The sequence below is a fragment of the Microbispora sp. H13382 genome, assembly GCF_014161445.1.
In the GTDB taxonomy this organism is placed as follows: domain Bacteria; phylum Actinomycetota; class Actinomycetes; order Streptosporangiales; family Streptosporangiaceae; genus Microbispora.
On sequence record NZ_JABBXA010000003.1, the window covers coordinates 272,774 to 289,985 of the forward strand.

At 71.9% G+C, this 17,212-nt stretch carries 14 protein-coding genes; 6 read left to right on the forward strand and 8 right to left on the reverse strand.

All coding sequences use genetic code 11. The features are described from left to right. Positions 1–165 precede the first annotated feature (165 nt). Positions 166–636 carry an Lrp/AsnC family transcriptional regulator gene (locus HHX41_RS08860; RefSeq protein ID WP_169982299.1) on the forward strand — a complete coding sequence of 157 codons (471 nt, stop codon included), beginning with the start codon at positions 166–168 and terminating at the stop codon, positions 634–636. Here the strand turns inward: HHX41_RS08860 and HHX41_RS08865 are convergent. From HHX41_RS08865 to HHX41_RS08890, 6 genes are read right to left on the reverse strand one after another with little or no spacing between them, the layout of a single operon-like run. After that, on the reverse strand, positions 585–1,625 hold the full coding sequence (locus HHX41_RS08865; protein ID WP_310741855.1) for a BadF/BadG/BcrA/BcrD ATPase family protein: 1,041 nt from the start codon (positions 1,623–1,625) through the stop codon (positions 585–587). The genes HHX41_RS08860 and HHX41_RS08865 overlap by 52 nt on opposite strands. Next, positions 1,622–2,884, reverse strand: a complete 1,263-nt coding sequence (locus HHX41_RS08870) for a 6-phospho-beta-glucosidase (protein ID WP_182905517.1) — start codon at positions 2,882–2,884, stop codon at positions 1,622–1,624. The genes HHX41_RS08865 and HHX41_RS08870 overlap by 4 nt, the downstream gene beginning before the upstream one ends. Further along, on the reverse strand, positions 2,881–3,702 hold the full coding sequence (locus tag HHX41_RS08875) for a carbohydrate ABC transporter permease (RefSeq protein WP_310741856.1): 822 nt from the start codon (positions 3,700–3,702) through the stop codon (positions 2,881–2,883). The genes HHX41_RS08870 and HHX41_RS08875 overlap by 4 nt, the downstream gene beginning before the upstream one ends. Further along, positions 3,699–4,601, reverse strand: coding sequence for a carbohydrate ABC transporter permease (locus HHX41_RS08880; protein ID WP_169982302.1), 903 nt, complete (start codon positions 4,599–4,601; stop codon positions 3,699–3,701). Before HHX41_RS08880 ends, HHX41_RS08875 begins: the two co-directional genes overlap by 4 nt. 4 nt (positions 4,602–4,605) lie before the next feature. Continuing rightward, positions 4,606–5,931 (reverse strand): extracellular solute-binding protein, encoded by a 1,326-nt coding sequence (locus HHX41_RS08885; RefSeq protein ID WP_182905518.1) that lies wholly within the window; start codon positions 5,929–5,931, stop codon positions 4,606–4,608. A 13-nt stretch (positions 5,932–5,944) separates the two neighbouring features. Then, positions 5,945–7,162: an ROK family transcriptional regulator gene (locus tag HHX41_RS08890; RefSeq protein WP_182905519.1), complete on the reverse strand. Its 1,218-nt coding sequence runs from the start codon at positions 7,160–7,162 to the stop codon at positions 5,945–5,947. 165 nt (positions 7,163–7,327) lie between these two features. On the opposite strand from HHX41_RS08890, the gene HHX41_RS08895 reads away from it, so the two are divergent. From HHX41_RS08895 to HHX41_RS08910, 4 genes are all read left to right on the forward strand, one after another. Further along, entirely contained in the window at positions 7,328–9,577 is a 2,250-nt protein-coding gene (locus HHX41_RS08895) for an AAA family ATPase (RefSeq protein ID WP_182905520.1), read from the forward strand. A gap of 446 nt (positions 9,578–10,023) precedes the next feature. Beyond that, positions 10,024–11,580 carry an apolipoprotein N-acyltransferase gene (gene lnt, locus HHX41_RS08900; RefSeq protein ID WP_310741857.1) on the forward strand — a complete coding sequence of 519 codons (1,557 nt, stop codon included), beginning with the start codon at positions 10,024–10,026 and terminating at the stop codon, positions 11,578–11,580. Further along, positions 11,580–12,323, forward strand: coding sequence for a polyprenol monophosphomannose synthase (locus HHX41_RS08905; RefSeq protein WP_182905521.1), 744 nt, complete (start codon positions 11,580–11,582; stop codon positions 12,321–12,323). Before lnt ends, HHX41_RS08905 begins: the two co-directional genes overlap by 1 nt. Positions 12,324–12,400: 77 nt before the next feature. Beyond that, positions 12,401–12,916 carry an FxsA family protein gene (locus tag HHX41_RS08910; RefSeq protein ID WP_182905522.1) on the forward strand — a complete coding sequence of 172 codons (516 nt, stop codon included), beginning with the start codon at positions 12,401–12,403 and terminating at the stop codon, positions 12,914–12,916. Positions 12,917–12,992: 76 nt separating this feature from the next. On the opposite strand, the gene HHX41_RS08915 is transcribed toward HHX41_RS08910, so the two are convergent. Then, positions 12,993–13,805: a PRC-barrel domain-containing protein gene (locus HHX41_RS08915; RefSeq protein WP_182905523.1), complete on the reverse strand. Its 813-nt coding sequence runs from the start codon at positions 13,803–13,805 to the stop codon at positions 12,993–12,995. Between the two features lie 676 nt (positions 13,806–14,481). On the opposite strand from HHX41_RS08915, the gene HHX41_RS08920 reads away from it, so the two are divergent. Then, positions 14,482–16,371, forward strand: a complete 1,890-nt coding sequence (locus HHX41_RS08920) for an HNH endonuclease signature motif containing protein (protein ID WP_259400786.1) — start codon at positions 14,482–14,484, stop codon at positions 16,369–16,371. Positions 16,372–16,390: 19 nt separating this feature from the next. On the opposite strand, the gene HHX41_RS08925 is transcribed toward HHX41_RS08920, so the two are convergent. Continuing rightward, complete coding sequence (locus HHX41_RS08925) at positions 16,391–17,092, reverse strand: CBS domain-containing protein (RefSeq protein WP_182905525.1); 702 nt, start codon at positions 17,090–17,092, stop codon at positions 16,391–16,393. Positions 17,093–17,212: the final 120 nt, after the last annotated feature.

Below are 17,212 nucleotides of genomic sequence, written 5' to 3' on the forward strand. Positions count from 1 at the left end.
GCGTTGTCATCAGGGTGCGCGGGCCTGCCGCGTCGCGTGCTCTCGGGAAACGGCGTTTCCGCGCGTTCACGGAATCGGCCGCCGCGGACGGGGCGGGGCCGTGCGCGGGGCGGCCGTCCGGTGGCGATTCCCCGGGAAGGTCCCGCCGCCGCTACCGTTGCTCGGGTGGAGGAGATCGATCGCCGAATCGTCACCCTGCTGGCGACTGACGGCCGGATGAGCTTCACCGATCTGGCCAAGGAGACCGGACTGTCGGTCTCCGCGGTTCACCAGCGGGTACGCAGGCTGGAGAAGCGTGGTGTCATCCGCGGATACGCCGCTCTCGTGGACTACGACGAGATCGGCCTTCCGCTGACCGCGTTCGTCTCGATCAAGCCGATCGACCCCTCCGCGCCGGACGACGCGCCGGAACGGCTGAGCCATCTGACCGCCATCGAGGCGTGCCACAGCGTCGCGGGCGATGAAAGTTACATCCTCAAGGTCCGCGTCGCCTCTCCGCTCGCCCTGGAGGAGCTCCTCCAGCAGATCCGCGCGTCGGCCAACGTGAGCACGCGCACGACCGTCGTCCTCAGCACGCCGTACGACTACCGGTCCCCGGTGATCGAGAAGGAGCTGGACGGCGACGTGACCGGCTGAGCGCCGCCCCCCTCCTGGGCGAAGTGCGCCCGCAGCCGGGCGTACGCCTCGGGGGGCGCGCCGAGGCGGTCGAGGCCGAGCAGCGCGGCGCCCACGATCGGCGGCACGCCGGCCACGACGAGCCGGGCGAGCGGCGCTCGCTCGGCGTAGTGCCGCTCGACCAGCGACGTCAGGAGGGAGTGGCGGGCGGTCAGCACGCCGCCGCCGAGCACGACCTCGCAGGGCGCGGCGAGCAGGCCGAGCCGCCGCATGGCGACGACGCCGAGCAGCGCGATCTCCTCGGCCTGTCGTTCCACCAGCGACCCGGCGACCGCGTCGCCGTCCGCGGCGGCGGCCAGCAGGGACGGCACGAGCGCGTGCAGCCGGTCGCCCGGCAGGTCCCCGAAGTGCAGCCCGACGACGGCCTCCTCGACCGTGGCGGTGCCGAAACAGGCACGCACGGCCTCGGTCAGCGCGGTCGCGGGGCCGCGGCCGTCCTCGGCGCGTACGGCGTGCCAGAGGGCCTCCTCGCCCAGATGGTGGCCGCCGCCCCAGTCGCCGCTGAGGCGGCCGAGCGCGGGGAACCGGGCGACCCGCCCCGTGGGGGAGACCCCCACGGCGTTGATGCCGGCGCCGCAGACGACGGCCACGCCCCATCCGGTGGACGACCCGGCCCGCAGCAGGGCGAAGGTGTCGTTGCCGACGACCACGCTCGCGGCGTACCCGCGGGCCAGCAGCTCGGCCCGCAGCCGCTCCTCCTCGACCGGCAGGTCCGCCCCCGCGACGTACGCCGCGACGTGGTCGGCGTACGGTGGCGCGGCGGTCTCGCCGGCGAGGGCGCGCCGTACGGTCCGGCCGATCACTTCGACGGCGGCCCCGGTCCCGGCGCTCTGCGGCAGGAACGCGGGCCCGCGCGCGGCGGCCAGCACCGTGCCGTCCTCGCGGACGAGGGCGACGTCGGTCTTGCTGTTGCCGCCGTCCACCGCCAGCACGGTGCGCGGCAGGGTCACCTCGACACCGCCCAAGGCAGGAAGGCGCGGTTGGCCTCCACCAGGCGCGCGGCGAGGCCGTCCGCGAGGGACGCCTGGCCGACCAGCGGATGGGCCAGCAGGGCGTCCCTGACGCGGTCCGTGCCGCCGTGCAGCGCCGCCTCCAGGGCGAGCGACTCGTACGCCGACACGTGGGCGATCAGGCCCCGGTGGAGCGGCTCCACGGGATCGGCGGGCAGCGGGACGGCGCCCGCGGCCGTGACGGCGGCCGTGACCTCGATCACCGCGTCGTCGTCGAGGAACGGCAGCGTGCCGTTGTTGCGGGTGTTGACGACCTGGACGTCCCCGCGGTCGCCGGCGAGCGAGGCGACCAGGGCCACGGCGGCCTCGGAGTAGAACGCGCCGCCGCGCCTGTCCAGCAGGCCGGGCTTGGTGTCCACCGCCGGGTCCGCGTACATCTCCAGCAGTTCCGCCTCCATCGCGGCCACCTCGGCCGCGCGCGACGGCGAGGTCCGCTGCTCGGCCACCACGCGGTCGTGCTCGTAGAAGTACCGCAGGTAGTACGACGGCACGGCGCGCAGGTGGCGGACCAGCTCCACCGGCAGGCCGACGGACTCGGCGATCTCCTCTCCGTGGTCGTCCAGCAGGCGGGGCAGGACGTCGACGCCGTCGAGCAGGACGGACCGTTCCCAGGTGAGGTGGTTGAGCCCGACGTGGCCGAGTGTGATCCGCCCGGGGGCCACGCCGAGAAGGGCGGCGAAGCGGCGCTGGAACCCGATGGCCACGTTGCACAGCCCGATCGCCCGGTGGCCGGCGTCGAGCAGCGCCCGGGTGACGACGCCGACGGGGTTGGTGAAATCGACGATCCACGCGCCGGGCGCGAGGGCGCGCACCTTCTCGGCGATGTCGAGCACCACCGGCACGGTCCGCAGGGCCTTGGCGAGGCCCCCGGCCCCGGTGGTCTCCTGCCCGACGCAGCCGCACTCCAGCGGCAGGGTCTCGTCGACGTTCCTGGCGGTCTGGCCGCCGACGCGCAACTGCAGCAGCACCGCCCCGGCCCCGGCGACGCCGTCCTCCACGCGGGTGGCTGTGGTCAGCGCGGCGGGGTGCCCGGCGCGGGCGAGCATCCGCCGGGCCATCCCGGCGACCGTCGCGAGCCGGCGCTCGTCGGGGTCGATGAGCGCGATCTCCGACAGCGGCAGTTCGCCGCGCAGGCGGGCGAAACCGTCGATCAGCTCCGGCGTGTACGTGGAACCGCCCCCGACAACGGCCAGTTTCATTTGACTCCCGTCAGCTTGACGCCCTCGATGAAGACCTTCTGGGCGAAGAAGAACACGACGATCACCGGGGCCATGGCCAGCAGCGTGGCGGCCATCGTGAGGTTCCACTGCACGCGGTGCACCGACCGGAACGCCGCCAGCCCCAGCGACAGCGTCCAGTTGTCCAGGTCGGTCCCCGCGTACAGCAGGGGCCCGTAGTAGTCGTTCCAGCAGTAGAAGAACTGGAAGAGCGCCACGGCGGCGATGGCCGGGCGGGCCATCGGCAGGATCACCCGCACGAGCGTCCGGAACTCGCCGCAGCCGTCGACCTTCGCCGCGTCGGAGTAGTCGCGCGGGATCGTGACGAGGAACTGGCGCAGCAGGAAGATCGAGAACGCGTCGCCGAGCAGCATCGGCAGGATCAGCGGCCACAGCGTGCCGGTCAGGTGGAAGCGGGCCCAGATCAGGTAGATCGGCACCGCCACGACCTGCGGCGGCAGCATCATCGTGGTGATCACCAGCAGGAACGCCAGCCGCCGCCCGCGGAAGCGGAACCGCGCCAGCGCGTACGCCACGGGGATCGACGACACCAGCATGAACGCGGTGGCGAGCAGCGAGTAGAGCAGCGTGTTGCGGATCCAGGTCAGCAGCGGCGCCTTCGCGAAGATCTCAGCGAAGTTGCCCCAGTTCCAGGTGTGCGGCCACAGGTCGGAGGTGAGCGCCTGCCGGTCGCTCATGAGGGCCGTGAGCGCGATGAACACCAGCGGGCCGAGGAACATCAGCGCGAGCGCGATGGCCAGCGCGTGCCGGGCGACCCACAGCAGCGCGGTCCGGGTCACGACTCCTCCTCCGTGAAGCGGAACTGCCGCAGCAGGATGAGCGTGAACGCCATCGCCACCGCGAACAGCACCAGCGCGAGCACGCAGGCGTAGCCCATCGCGTAGTCGCGGAAGCCCTGCTGGAACAGCCACTGCGGGAACGTCAGCGTGGACTGGTCGGGGTAGCCGGGGGTGAAGACCGACCCGGCCGAGTCGGTCGCCCCGGACGCCACCCGCGCGGCCACCTCGGCCTGGGTGAAGTACTGCAGCGTCTGGATCACCCCGGTGACGAGCGCGAACATCAGCACCGGCCGGATCACCGGCAGCGTGATCGACGTGAACTGCCGCCAGCCGTTCGCGCCGTCGATGGCGGCGGCCTCGTAGAGCTGTTTGGGCACGTCGAGCAGGGCGGCCATGAAGATGACCATCAGGTCGCCGACCGACCACAGGCCGAGCAGGGTCAGCCCCCACTTCGACCACGCAGGGTCGCCGAACCAGTCCGGCGCGGGCAGCCCGACGGCCGACAGGATCGCCTGCACCGGCCCGGTGCCGGGGTTGAGCAGGAACACGAACCCGAGCGTCCCGGCCACCAGCGGCACCAGGGCGGGCAGATAGAAGATCGTGCGGTAGACCCCCACGCCGGCCTTCAGCCGGGTCACCAGCTGGGCCACGCCGAGGCCGAACAGCACCCGCAGCGGGACCATCACCACGACGAGCCACAGGGTGTTGCGGATCGCCGTCCAGGCCGCCTGGTCCTTGAGGAAGTACTCCCAGTTGAGCAGCCCGACCGGTTCCAGCGTGAACAGGTCGTACCGCTGGAAGGAGAAGTAGACCGTGGACAGCAGCGGGTAGACGAAGAAGATCGCGAACCCGGCGAGCCAGGGGGACAGGTAGAGCAGGGCGCGCAGGTTCCCACGCATCGGCTCAGCCGCCCGCCGTCAGCTTGAGCTTCTCGTCGATCTTCTTGTCGACCTCGGCGAGCAGCGCGTCCAGGTCGGAGGCGCGGCCCGACTCCCACTTGATCTGCGCCTCCTGCAGCGTCTGCTGGTTGAAGACGGAGTTGACGTGGGCCGGCAGCGTGGTGCTGTTCGGGTTGGCGAAGACGTCGAGGAAGGTCTGGAAGTTCGGGTCCTTCTTGAGATCGGGCGACTGGAGCGCGGGCAGCGTGCTCGGCACGTTCCTGATCGCGTTCGACAGCGTGACGAGTGTGCCGGTGTCGGTGGTGAGGTATCTCACCAGCTCCCAGGCGGCCTCCGGGTGCCCGGCGCCGCGCGGGATGCCGATGACGGTGCCGGTGATGAAGCCCGCGCCGTACCGCTGGGGCTGGTCGTCGGCCACCGGCAGCGGCGCGGTGCCGTAGCCGAGGTCCGGGGCGTCGGCGGCGAGCATGGCCGTGCGCCACTCGCCGTCGACGGCCATGGCGACCTTGCCCGTGGTGAACGGGTTCTCGGCCGACCACTCGTCGCCGAAGCTCTTGCGGAACTTCTCGAGCCTGTCGTAGCCGTACCAGTCGGTGAGGTCCTTCTGCCAGGTCATCAGCTTCTTCCACTGGGGGTCGGAGCCGATGGCCGAGGTGCCGTCGGGGTTGGTCCACTTCGCGCCGACCATCACACCGGTGTGGATCGGCGCGTTCTCGTACATCTGGCTGGTCGGGACGAACCCGGCGACCTTGATGTCGCCCTTGTCGTCCTTGACCGTCAGCTTCTTGGCGAGGTCGGCCAGCTCGCTCATCGTCTTCGGGGGCTCGTGGCCCTTCATGAGCGCCTTGTTGTAGTAGAGGCCGTACGCGTCGGCGAGCATGGGCATCACGCAGCGCCTGCCCTGATACCGCGTGTATTCGGCGATCACCTTCGGGAACAGCGCCGCCGGGTCGATGCCGCTCGCCTTCAGGTACGGGTTGAGATCCTGGAAGATCCCGGCCTTGCAGAACTCGGCGACGCTGTCGGTGGTGAACGACAGGGCCACGTCGGGCGGGTTGCCGCCGCGCACGGACTGGAGGATCTGGGAGTCCTGGACGGCCTTGGTCGGCTTGACCGTGATCCAGGGGAACTTCTTCCGGAAGCCGGCGAGGGTCTCGTCGAAGGCCTTGAGCTCGTTGTCGGCGCTGAAGCCGTGCCAGAACTCGATGGTGACCGGGTCGTGGCTCGCCCCGCTCTGGGCCACCTTGGGCGGCCCGCTCTCGGTGCCGGCCGTACAGGCGGTGAGCGCGGCCAGCCCGGTCACAGCGGAGACGAGGAGAAGGCGTTTCATGGGGGGTGCCTCCCTAGCGCATAGAAGGGGATGTGTTCACCGCGCCGAACAGCTCCTCGCGTACGGCGCCGAGCGCGAGGTCGAGGGCCCCGGCGAGGACGGGGTTGCCCTCCAGGGTGGACAGCAGCACGCGGGGCCGGGGGATGGTCAGCGCGTGCAGTTCGCGCTCGACCGTCTCCCGCAGGACCTCGCCGCCCGCCAGCAGCACGCCGCCGGACAGCACGACGATCTCGGGGTCGACCACGGCGGTGATCGCGGCCAGCCCCAGCGCGAGACGGCCGGCGAGGTCGCGCAGGGCCTCGCGCGCGCTCTCGCCGGCCGGGCCGCCGCGCGCGGCGGCGGCGACCGCGTTGCGTACGGCGCGCGCCGGGGTGGAGCCGCGCACGCCGTGCGCGCGCAGGAGGGCGAGCACGGCCGGGCCGCCCGACAGCGCCTGGAACCCGTGGTTGGCCCGCCTGCCGACGTCCCGCGCGGTGGGGGCGCCGACCACGGGCATGTAGCCGACCTCGCCCGCGCCGCCCGTCGCCCCGCGGTGCAGGCGGCCGCCGATGACGAGGGCCGCTCCGATGCCCTCGTCGGCCCACAGCAGCACGTAGTCCTGGTGGCCGCGGGCGCTGCCCCGGGACCGTTCGGCCTGCGCGACGAGGTTGACGTCGTTCTCCACGTCGATCGGCACGCCGATCCCGTCGCGGAGGGTCCCGATCAGGTCGGGGATGTGCCAGCCGGGGATGTGGGCGGCGTAGCCGAGCCTGCCGGTCGAGGGGTCGACGGCGCCGCCGATGCCGACGACCACCCGGCTCAGCTCCGTCGGGTCGAGGCCGGCCGGGCCGCACGCCCCCGTGAGCGCGGCTCTGACCCGCTCCACCACGTCGCCGCCGGTGCGCCCGGGCGTGGCCAGGCGGTGCTCGGCGACGACCGCGCCGGTGACGTCCGCGACCGCGACCGCGATGCGCGCCGGGGTGACGTCCAGCGCCGCCACGTGCGCCGCGCGGGGGTTGATCCGGTAGAGCTCCGCCGTACGGCCCGGCAGGCCCTCGCGGATGCCGTCCAGGACGACCAGGCCGGCCTCCTGGAGCCGGGCCAGCAGCTGGGAGGCGGTCGGTTTGGACAGGCCGGTCAGCGCCCCCAGCTCGGGCCGGGTCAGCGGACCGCGTTCCAGCAGCACCATCAGCGCGGCGCGGTCGTTGATCGCGCGCAGCAGGCTCGGCGTCCCCGCGATGGGCCGGGTCATGCGTTCTCCTACCGCCATGCGTTAGGAAAGTTTCCTAACTATGGACGCGACCGTACGAACGGGCCCGGACGCCGTCAAGAGCGCGCTGGACGCCGAGATCCACCTGTGACCCCCTCGTGCCCGATGCGGGCAAAGAGCGGGACGGCACGTAGAATCTGGCGGCCTATGCCACAGTCTTCGACGGGCGAGCTGGCCCGGGAGCAGAAGTACGTCGCCGCGCTGTACGAGCGCCTCGACGTGCTGCGGGAGCGCACGCGCGGGCAGCTCGACGCCGTGCTGGCCCAGGGGGCCTTCGGCACCCACCAGAACCGCTCGGAGCGCGACAGCTTCGCCGTCATGTACACCCAGCGGCTGGCCCGCCTGTGGGCGGTGGAGAACGGCCTGTGCTTCGGCCGGCTGGATCACGCCGACGCGAGCCGGCTGTACATCGGCCGCATCGGCCTGTCGGACGACGACCAGCACCGGCTGCTGATCGACTGGCGGGCCCCGGTGGCGCAGCCGTTCTACCGGGCCACCCCGGCCGCCCCGATGGGCGTCACCCGGCGGCGGCACCTGCACACGCGGGGCCGCAGGGTCACCGCGATCGACGACGACCTGCTCGACCTCGACGGCCTCACCGACGCCGACCGGGCCTCGCTCAACGGCGAGGCTGCCCTGCTGGCCGCGCTCGGCGAGAAGCGCACCGGCCGCATGCGCGACATCGTGGCGACCATCCAGGCCGAGCAGGACAAGATCATCAGAAGCGACCTGAACGGCGTGCTCGTCGTCCAGGGCGGGCCGGGCACCGGCAAGACCGTGGTGGCCCTGCACCGCGCCGCCTACCTCCTGTACACCTACCGCGAGCGGCTGGAACGCCGGGGCGTGCTGATCCTCGGGCCCAACCCGACGTTCATGCGCTACATCGAGCAGGTGCTGCCGTCCCTCGGCGAGACCGACGTGCTGCTGTCCACCGTGGGCGAGCTGTACCCCGGTCTGACCGCGACCCGGGAGGATCCGCCCGAGGCCGCCGCGGTCAAGGGCCGGATCGGGATGGCCGACGTGATCGCGCGGGCCGTACGGGAGCGCCAGCGGATGCCGCGCACGCCCGTGGAGATCCGGCTCGACAAGTTCACGCTGAAGCTCGACCGGCAGACGCTGGAGTCGGCCAGGTCGAAGGCCCACCGCTCGCGCCGGCCGCACAACCAGGCCAGGGCCGTGTTCGTACGGCACCTGCTGACCGCGCTCACTCGGCAGGCGGCCAGGCACCTGGGGCGCGGCGCGCTCGACGACGCCGACTTCGCCGACCTGCGCGAGGACCTGCGCACCGAGGAGCCGGTGCGGGTGGCGCTCAACCGGCTGTGGCCGTACCTGACCCCGCAGCAGCTGCTGATCGGGCTGTTCACCGAACGCGAGCGGATGGCGGCGGCCGGGCTGGGCGCGCGGGAGTGCGACCTGCTGCTGCGCGAGCCGCCCAAAGCGGGGGAGAAGCCGGGCGAGAACTGGTGGAGCGTGGCCGACGTGCCGCTGCTCGACGAGGCCGCCGAGCTGCTGGGGGACATCGACGAGGGTGTGCTGCGGGCGGCCCGCCGGGCCGAGCAGGAGCGTGAGGAGCGCATCGCCTACGCCCGCGAGGTGCTGGAACTGACCGGCCTGGCCGACATCATGGACGCCGAGCGCTTCGCCGAACGGCAGCAGGCCGAGGAGACATATCTCACCACGGCCGAGCGGGCCGCCAGAGACCGCACGTGGGCCTTCGGTCACGTGATCGTGGACGAGGCCCAGGAGCTGTCGGAGATGGCCTGGCGGGTGATCATGCGCCGCGTCCCGAGCCGCTCCATGACGATCGTCGGCGACATCGCCCAGACCGGGTCGGCCGCCGGCGCGGCGAGCTGGGCGCGGGTCCTCGACCCGTACGTCGCGGGCCGCTGGCGCGAGGAGCGGCTCAGCGTCAACTACCGCACCCCCGCCGAGCTGATGGAGGTCGCCGCCCGCGTGCTCGAACTGGTCGGCCCCGACCTGAAGGCGCCGGAGTCGGTGCGGGAGACCGGCGAGCGGCCGTGGGCCCTGCGGGTCGCGTCCCTGGTGGAGGCGGGTCCCGCGGTCGCGGCCGAGGTCGTCGAGGGGGGCCGCCTCGTGGTCATCGCCCCTGCGGGGATGGTCGGGGAGACCGGGCGGATGGTCCGGGCCGTCGTGCCCGATGCCGCCACCGGGCCCGGCCCGGCCGCGCTGGACGCGCCCGTGGCGGTGCTGTCGGTGACCGAGGCCAAGGGGCTGGAGTTCGACTCGGTGATCGTGGTCGAGCCCGGCCGGATCCTGCGCGAGTCGCCGCGCGGCCCGAGCGACCTCTACGTGGCCCTCACCCGGGCCACGAGCCGCCTCGGGGTCGTCCACACCGGCGATCTGCCGGAGGCTCTGACCGGCCTGGAACGGCGCTGAACCGACACCGCTCCCACCTGCGGAAACGTGGTGTTTCCGCTGATCGGGACGCGGTTGACATCTGCGCTGAGGTCGGTAGTTTGCTGCAAAGTCCAGCACGGGACTGACCGGTTGGCCGTTCTATGGCGCCGCTGGCCTCTGCGTCGATGACGGAGCGTGATCCCGTCAGCACACCAGGCGCAGGGCGGCGTTCCGCCGAGGCGGGGCACCCCAGCCGGCCGGGGGGTTGGACCCAGGAGGGGCCCGGGCACCCAGTAGACAACGGAGCTCCGCGCCCGCCGCCGACGGGACGGAACCGGTCCGAAGGGCCGCCCGGGCCCCCTTCACTTCCTCGTAGAGTTGCCGAGGGCCGGTTTGGCGGCTCCCGCCGCCGTCTGCGACCCTGACCTGGGGTGATTTTCCGCACCAGGACGCGGGCCCATCGACACGCGAGGAGAAACTGTCCCGTGGCACTGAAGACGGCACAGGACGCGGAGCCGGCCGCCGCCGCGGCGCCCCGGGCGCGAGTGCCGGGCGCGCTGATCCGCCTCGCCGCGTCCGTCGCGGGCGGCCTGGTGCTCTACCTCGCCTTCCCGCCCCTCGGGTGGTGGTTCTGCGCGCCCGTGGGCCTGGCGCTGCTCGCCCTCGCCGTCCGCGGCACCAGGCCGCGCCGGGCCGCCTGGATCGGATACGCCGGGGGGCTGGCGTTCCTCCTGCCGACGCTGGCCTGGGTCCGCCCCATCGGGGACGACGCCTGGCTGGCCCTGACGGGCATCGAGAGCCTGTTCTGGGCGGCGCTGGCCTGTCTCGCCGCCCTCGTCATGCGGCTGCGCCTGTGGCCGCTCTGGGTGGCCTGCCTGTGGGTGGCACAGGAGTGGGCCCGGGGACTGTTCCCCGTCGGGGGCTTTCCCTGGGCGCGGCTGGCCTTCAGCCAGGGCGAGTCGCCGTACACCGGCTTCGCCGCGCTGGGCGGCGCCCCACTTGTAAGTTTCACGGTCGCCCTCACGGGGATGCTGCTCGCCGCGCTGGTCACACGGCGTCCGCCGACGTGGCGGGCCGACCGGGTGGTTGCCGGAACGCTCCTCGCCGCGATAGCCGTACCGGTGCTGGGGCTGGTCGTGCCCCGGCCCGGCGACGAGGGCAGGACAGTGCGGATCGGTGTCATCCAGGGCAACGTCCCTGGGCGGGGGATGTACTTCCTCGGCGACGAGCCCGCCGTCGTGCTGCGCAACCACGCCGACGAGACGCACCGGATGGCCGAGGCCGTACGCGCCGGGAAGCTCCCGCGGCCCGACATCGTGGTGTGGCCGGAGAACTCGACCGACATCGACCCCTACAGCAGCGAGTTCGCCCGGCAGGTGATCGACTCCGCTGTGAGGGACATCGGCGTGCCGGTCCTCGTCGGCGCGGTGGTCAAGATCGGCACCGAGGAGCGGGCCACCCGCGGCGTGGTCTGGGACCCCGTCACCGGCCCCGGCGCGTACTACGACAAGCAGCGGCTCGTGCCATTCGGCGAGTACACCCCCATGAAGGACCTGTTCCTCGCGCTGTCGTCGCGGGCCAACCTGGTCGGCCGCCAGTCGGTTCCGGGAAACAGGCCGGGGGCGCTGCGGATGGGCCCGGTGACCATCGGGACCGTCGAGTGCTACGAGGTGGCGTTCGACAGCACGGTGCGTGAAACCGTGCTGGCGGGCGGCACCCCGCTGGTCGTGCAGACCAACAACGCCAGCTACGCGCTCACCAACCTGCCGCCGCAGCAGCTCGCGATGTCGCAGCTGCGCGCGGTGGAGTTCAACCGCGCGGTGGTCACCGCGGCGACCACCGGCATCTCCGCGTACGTCGGCCCGGACGGCCGGGTCGGCTGGCGTACGGGCGAGCTGGTGGCGGGGATGAACGTCCTGGACGTCCCCGTCAGGACGAAGAACACGGTGGCGGCAGGGGTAGGTGCGCTGCCGGAGTGGGTTTTGATACTCATGGGAGCCGGAGCGACGGTGGCGGCCATCTCTGGGCGGAGGAAAAGCTGATGGAGCGGACCCCAGGGCGGGTGCTCGTGATCGTCCCCACGTACAACGAGCGGGAGAACCTCCCGATGATCACGCGGCGGCTGCGTGAGGCGCTGCCCGACGTTCACCTGCTCGTGGCCGACGACAACAGCCCCGACGGCACCGGCCGGATCGCCGACGAACTGGCCGAGGCCGACGACCACGTCCACGTCCTGCACCGGACGAGCAAGCAGGGGCTGGGCGCCGCCTACATCGCAGGCTTCCGGTGGGGCCTGGCCGAGGGCTACGACGTGCTGGTGGAGATGGACGCCGACGGGTCCCACCAGCCCGAGGAACTGCACAAGCTGCTCGACGCGGTGACCGACGGCGCCGACCTCGCCATCGGGTCCCGGTGGGTGCCCGGCGGCAAGACCGTCAACTGGCCGTTCTCGCGTGAGCTGCTGTCCCGGGGCGCCAACACCTACGTCCGGCTGGTGCTCGGCATCCCGGTCCGCGACGCCACCGCCGGCTTCCGCGCCTACCGGGCGGCCACGCTGGAGAAGATCGGGCTGGACGACGTCGAGTCGCAGGGCTACTGCTTCCAGGTGGACCTCACGCTCCGCACCGTTCGGCAGGGCCTGCGGGTCAGGGAGATGCCGATCACGTTCGTCGAGCGCACCGTGGGCAGCAGCAAGATGAGCCGGAGGATCATCATCGAGGCCTTCTGGCGCGTGGCCGTCTGGGGGGTCACGGGGTTCGCCGACCGGTTTCGCCCGCGGCGATAGGCGCGATCCACAGGAACCCCAGCGGCCGCGGGGACGTTGACGCAGACGTACGAGTGCCGGGGTGAGTGGGGCAAGACATGGTGCGGATCGGGCTGTTCCTCGGGTTCCTCCTGGTTCCCGTCCTGGAGATCTGGTTTCTGATCCGGGTGGGGTCCGTGATCGGCGGGTGGGAGACGGTCGCTCTGCTCATCGCCGACAGCATCCTCGGCGCCTGGCTGGTGCGCCGGGAGGGACGGCGGGCCTGGGCGGCGCTGCGCACGACCATCGAATCGGGTCGCATGCCGGACAGGGAACTCGCCGACGGCGCGTTGATCGTCGCCGGCGGCGCCCTCCTGATGACCCCCGGCTTCCTGAGCGACGTGTTCGGTTTCTTCATGATCCTGCCGTTGACCCGGCCGATCGCCCGCCGCTGGCTGTCGTGGTTCCTCGGCCGCCGGGTGCGCTCACTCGCCGCCCGCTCGCCGTACGCGCCGCTCTTCGACCGGACCGCGGGATTCGGCGGGGCGGGCTTCGACGGGGCGGAGGGCTTCGGTGGGCCCGCCGGGGCGAGCCGTGGCCGCGTGGTGCACGGCGAGATCGTCGACGACGACTGATAGCGGCCGGGCACGCCGTTGCCCCGGCGGCGGAGGCGCACCGGGGCAACGGGGCTGGTAACGGACGAAGCGCGGTCTACAGGCGCGGCTCGTCCTCGCCGGGGACGTCCCGGCGGCGGATGTCCCGGTCACGGGCGTCCGGGTCGGTGACGAAGCGGTCACCGGACCGCGTCAACGGGTCGCCGGTGCCGAACCGCTCCTGCGACCGGGCCGCCGGATCCTCGGTGCCGTACCGCTCGCTCGACGTGATCGAGGGATCACCGCCGCCGAACAGCTCACCGGACCGGGTCGCGGGGTCGCGCGGCGCCAGAGGCTCACCCGGATGCGTACCGGGAATCTCGGCGTCCAGCCGGTCCCTGGAGCCGAGCGCGGGATCGTCGGTGCCGTACCGCTCCCCGCCGCGGGTCACGGCGTAGTCCCTGTAGTCCGCGGGGTCTCTGTAGTCCGCAGGGTCTCTGTAGTCCGCAGGGTCCTCGGGGCCGGCCCCCAGGCGTTCGCGCTCGCGCCGCCCGCCGCTGTCGGCCCAGCCGGTGATGTTGTCGGACCGGTTCGCGCGTTCCCAGGCGGCGTCCCAGCTCATGTCGTAGTGACGGTAGAGCTCACGCTCCTGCTCCGCGGACAGGTGCCCGTCGGCGTCCAGCTTCACGTCGGGAGCGTTCTTGACGTGCTCCTTGGCGTACGGGACCTCGACATGACCGGCCGTCAGGTTCGCGTCGTGCAGCGGGATGAAGGTCTCCTTGGTGTGGAGGAGTCCCGTCTTGACGCAGACCCACTTCGGCCGTCCCGTCGCGTCGTCCAGGAAGACCTGCGCGACCTCGCCGATCTTGTCGCCGTTGAGGTCGTGGACCGGGTTGTCGAGCATCATGGGGATCTGCTCGTGAGTGATCACGTGCTTCTCCTTGTCTCTCGCTTGGTCGGTCCCTTTCTGGGCTACCGCCGATGGGAGAACGAAAACCACCTCTCCGGAAAATCGCCGCTGCCGCGGTGGGTGCGATGGCACCGCTGCCTCGGCATCGCCGCAGGTGGGCACCGTGATCCCGGCGCCAGCCGCCGTCGCGAAAATCGTCGTCACGATCGGCCGGGCCGAGGGCGCTCCGGTGGTCTGCGGCGTTTCTGGCGGGCTGCGGGGGTTCCGGCGGGAGGGGCGGCCACCTGCCGGCGGAACCGCCCGGCCTCGGGCAGCCGGGCAGCGGAAACGTGGAGCGAGCCGATAAGAATCGTTTTTGGCTGATATTGGCCGGAATTATCCGGCCGCCTGTGACCCCATCTAATTCGGCTTCGCACTTGAAGTGGGCGAGAACCGCGTGAAAGAATTCATACAAGTATTCGAATGAGCTGGAGGGGGTGTCATGGCGTCGCCAATTATCGACCCTGACCGCTCCGGTCGTTCGAACATGCCCGATGAGACCTGGTGGGAGCGACTCACTGCCTGCTCGCCTCTCTGGTCATCGGAAGGCGCGCGAACCGGCGATGGGCGAATCTGGGGAATAAGCCAAACAAATATCCCTGGCGACCCGGCCCGTGATCCTCGTGTCGCGCGAAGGTGGAAATTCCTCCTTGGGCAAATGCCCCCGCGTCCAAGTGCGGCTGCCGACAGTGCCACTGCTGACAGTGCCACTGGTGCGTCTGCTGCCGCCGATGATGGGGGGGCGGGTTCTGCCGGGGCGGATGGGGCTGGCGCGGGTGATCGCCGGGGTCGGTCGTCGTGGGTGCTGGTGGGCTCTGTTCGTGAGTCGGCGCAGGCGTTGGCGTTGGCGCCGGTTCCGGACGATGTGGATGTCTGTCTGGCCGAGGCTGAGGAGTTGGTGTTCGCGCGGGATCGGATCATCTCGGCGTTGGCGGATCGGGTGGGGCGGGTGCATCGGGCGGGGCAGGCTGGGCGGCATGGGCATGCCTCCACCCGCAGTTGGCTGCGCACCGCCGGAGGAATGAGCGTCGCGGGTGCGGGCCGGCTGCTGACCTTGGGGATCGAGTTGGCGCGGCTGCCGCGGGTGCGGGAGAAGTTCGCCGCGGGTGACTTGGCGGCGGGGGTGGTGGAGGCCATCTGCATGGCGATCTCTGGCCTGTCCGATGAGCACGCCGCCTTGGCTGAGCCGATTCTGCTGGAGCTGGCGGGCAAGGCGGGGGCGGCGGAGGTGGCCAGGGCGGGCCGTTATCTGCGGGCGGTGCTGGACCCCGATGGTGAGGACCGTGATGAGCGGGCCGATTTCGGGCGGCGGTTCCTGCGGGTGCGCCGGGGCAGGGGCGGCGGTTTGGAGGGGGAGTTCTACCTTCCGCGTGAGCATGCCGCCCGGTTGCAGGCGTTGCTGGATGCGTATGCCAGGCCGAAGGCGGAGGGTGATGACCGGCCATTGAGGGTGCGTCAGGCGGATGCGTTCATGGCGTTGCTGGAGGAGAAGATCGCCGCCGAGCTTCTGGTGCTGGTCAACGCCGAGTCCCTCCCTGCTGACCCCACCCCCGGCCCCGAGCGCCCCGAGAGCGCTGGCCAGCCCGAGACCTTCGAAGGCCTGGTGGACACCGAAGAGCCCGAGAACACTCAGGACGCCGAGGCGGCCGAGGAAGTCGTTTCCGGAGTAGGCGCCGGTGCCGATGTAGCCGCAGAGGCCGCCGTTGAGAGCACCGCCGAGAGCGGCGTCAACAGCGCCGACCTGCCTGTGGGGGACTGCCGCGATGCGCAGGCCACGCGTGAGGGCGACGGCCACGAGCACCAGCGGCATGGCGAGGGCGCGTGCGGGTGCGGGTGCGGCAGTAGGGCACGGTGCTCGTCCGCAGCGCCGAGGACGTCCCGCACGTCCGGAACGGAGCCGGGGCCACCACCGGGACCAGAGCAGGGGACGCCGCAGGGCGTGCTGGGACCAGAGCCGGGACCAGAGCAGGGGACGCCGCAGGGCGTGCTGGGACCAGAGCCGGGACCAGAGCAGGGGACGCCGCAGGGCGTGCTGGGACCAGAGCCGGAGAGGCCACCGGGAGGAGAGCCGGGGTCGCCACCGGGAGCGTCGGCCGGAGGGCTGCCTGGGGCGCTGCTGGGGGCGCTGGGCACGTTGGGGACGGCGCCGGGGTTGCTGCTGGCGACCGGGCAGGTGCTGCCCGTCTCCGGCGTGCACCGGCTGGCCCGCACCTCCACCCTGGTGCGTCTGGTGATGGACGCCGAGGGGCAGGTCCTGGACATGGGCCGCAAGGTCAGATTGGCCACCCCTGCCCAGCGGCGGGCGATCTTCACCCGGTACGCGACCTGCTGGGTCGACGGCTGCCCGCTGCCAGCCACCAGGTGCCAGATCGACCACGCCGACAACTGGAGCAGCGGCGGCCTGACCGACCTCAATCTGCTGGGCCCGGCCTGCCAGTTCCACAACCGCGACCGCTACCAGCACCCCGACCGCTACACCCGCCGGAGGGTCGGCGAAGACCGCTGGGTCTTCACCTACCACCCCAGAGCCCGGCGAGCGCAGACATGATCACACCCCGCAGGGCCGATCAGGCGCCCTCCCAGGGGCCGGCGTCGTCATCCTTCCACTCCAGGCGGTCGACGACCCCGATCACGCCGTTGGTCCGCTCGACCATCCGCGTGAGCACGCGTGCCTGGGAGCGGCGCTCCAGTGCGCCGGTGAGCGTCACGACGCCTTCCGACACCGACACCTCGACGCCCGACAGGTCGGCCCACAGGCAGTTGCCGATGATGTCCTCGCGTATCTCCCTCGCGATGTCGGCGTCCGCGCGGGCGAGGACCTTGAGCAGGTCGTGGCGGCTGATGATGCCCACGAGCACGCCCTCGTCGTCCACCACGGGCAGGCGTTTGACCCCGTGCCGGCTCATCTGGCGCGCGGCGCTGACCACGCTGGTGTAGGGCCAGGTGGTGACCGCGGGGGCGGACATGAGTTCGGCGGCGGTCACACCGTGGGCCCGCTCCTGGGTCCTGGAGGCCCCGTGCCCCACGGCCTCACGCAGGCGGGCCCGCAGCGGCGGCCGGTAGCCCTCGCGGTAGAACTGCTCGCGGAACTCCTCCTTCCGCAGCAGGTCGGCCTCGGATACCACGCCGATGACATGGCCCTCGCCGTCGACCACGGGCACCGCGCTGACCTCGTGCGCGATGAGCACCTCGGCTACGTCCCTGAACGGCGTGCTGCCGTTGACGGAGGCGACCTCGCTGGTCATGACGTCTCGCACCTTCATGTGCATGATCGGCTCCTTTCCGGGCCATGGCCTTCCGCTTCCATCGCACCGCCGATCGGGCGGCCTGCGAAGGGACTGAGGGCCCTGTTAACCGGGTCCTTCGCCACGGGAGGAACGCAGACGCGA

Excerpts from the sequence above, each read along its gene's own strand:
- HHX41_RS08870 (WP_182905517.1), bottom strand. The coding sequence starts at position 2,884 with ATGAAACTGGCCGTTGTCGGGGGCGGTTCCACGTACACGCCGGAGCTG.
- HHX41_RS08880 (WP_169982302.1), bottom strand. The coding sequence starts at position 4,601 with ATGCGTGGGAACCTGCGCGCCCTGCTCTACCTGTCCCCCTGGCTCGCC.
- HHX41_RS08885 (WP_182905518.1), bottom strand. The coding sequence starts at position 5,931 with ATGAAACGCCTTCTCCTCGTCTCCGCTGTGACCGGGCTGGCCGCGCTC.
- HHX41_RS08890 (WP_182905519.1), bottom strand. The coding sequence starts at position 7,162 with ATGACCCGGCCCATCGCGGGGACGCCGAGCCTGCTGCGCGCGATCAAC.
- HHX41_RS08895 (WP_182905520.1), top strand. The coding sequence starts at position 7,328 with ATGCCACAGTCTTCGACGGGCGAGCTGGCCCGGGAGCAGAAGTACGTC.
- HHX41_RS08905 (WP_182905521.1), top strand. The coding sequence starts at position 11,580 with ATGGAGCGGACCCCAGGGCGGGTGCTCGTGATCGTCCCCACGTACAAC.
- HHX41_RS08910 (WP_182905522.1), top strand. The coding sequence starts at position 12,401 with ATGGTGCGGATCGGGCTGTTCCTCGGGTTCCTCCTGGTTCCCGTCCTG.
- HHX41_RS08920 (WP_259400786.1), top strand. The coding sequence starts at position 14,482 with ATGCCCCCGCGTCCAAGTGCGGCTGCCGACAGTGCCACTGCTGACAGT.
- HHX41_RS08925 (WP_182905525.1), bottom strand. The coding sequence starts at position 17,092 with ATGCACATGAAGGTGCGAGACGTCATGACCAGCGAGGTCGCCTCCGTC.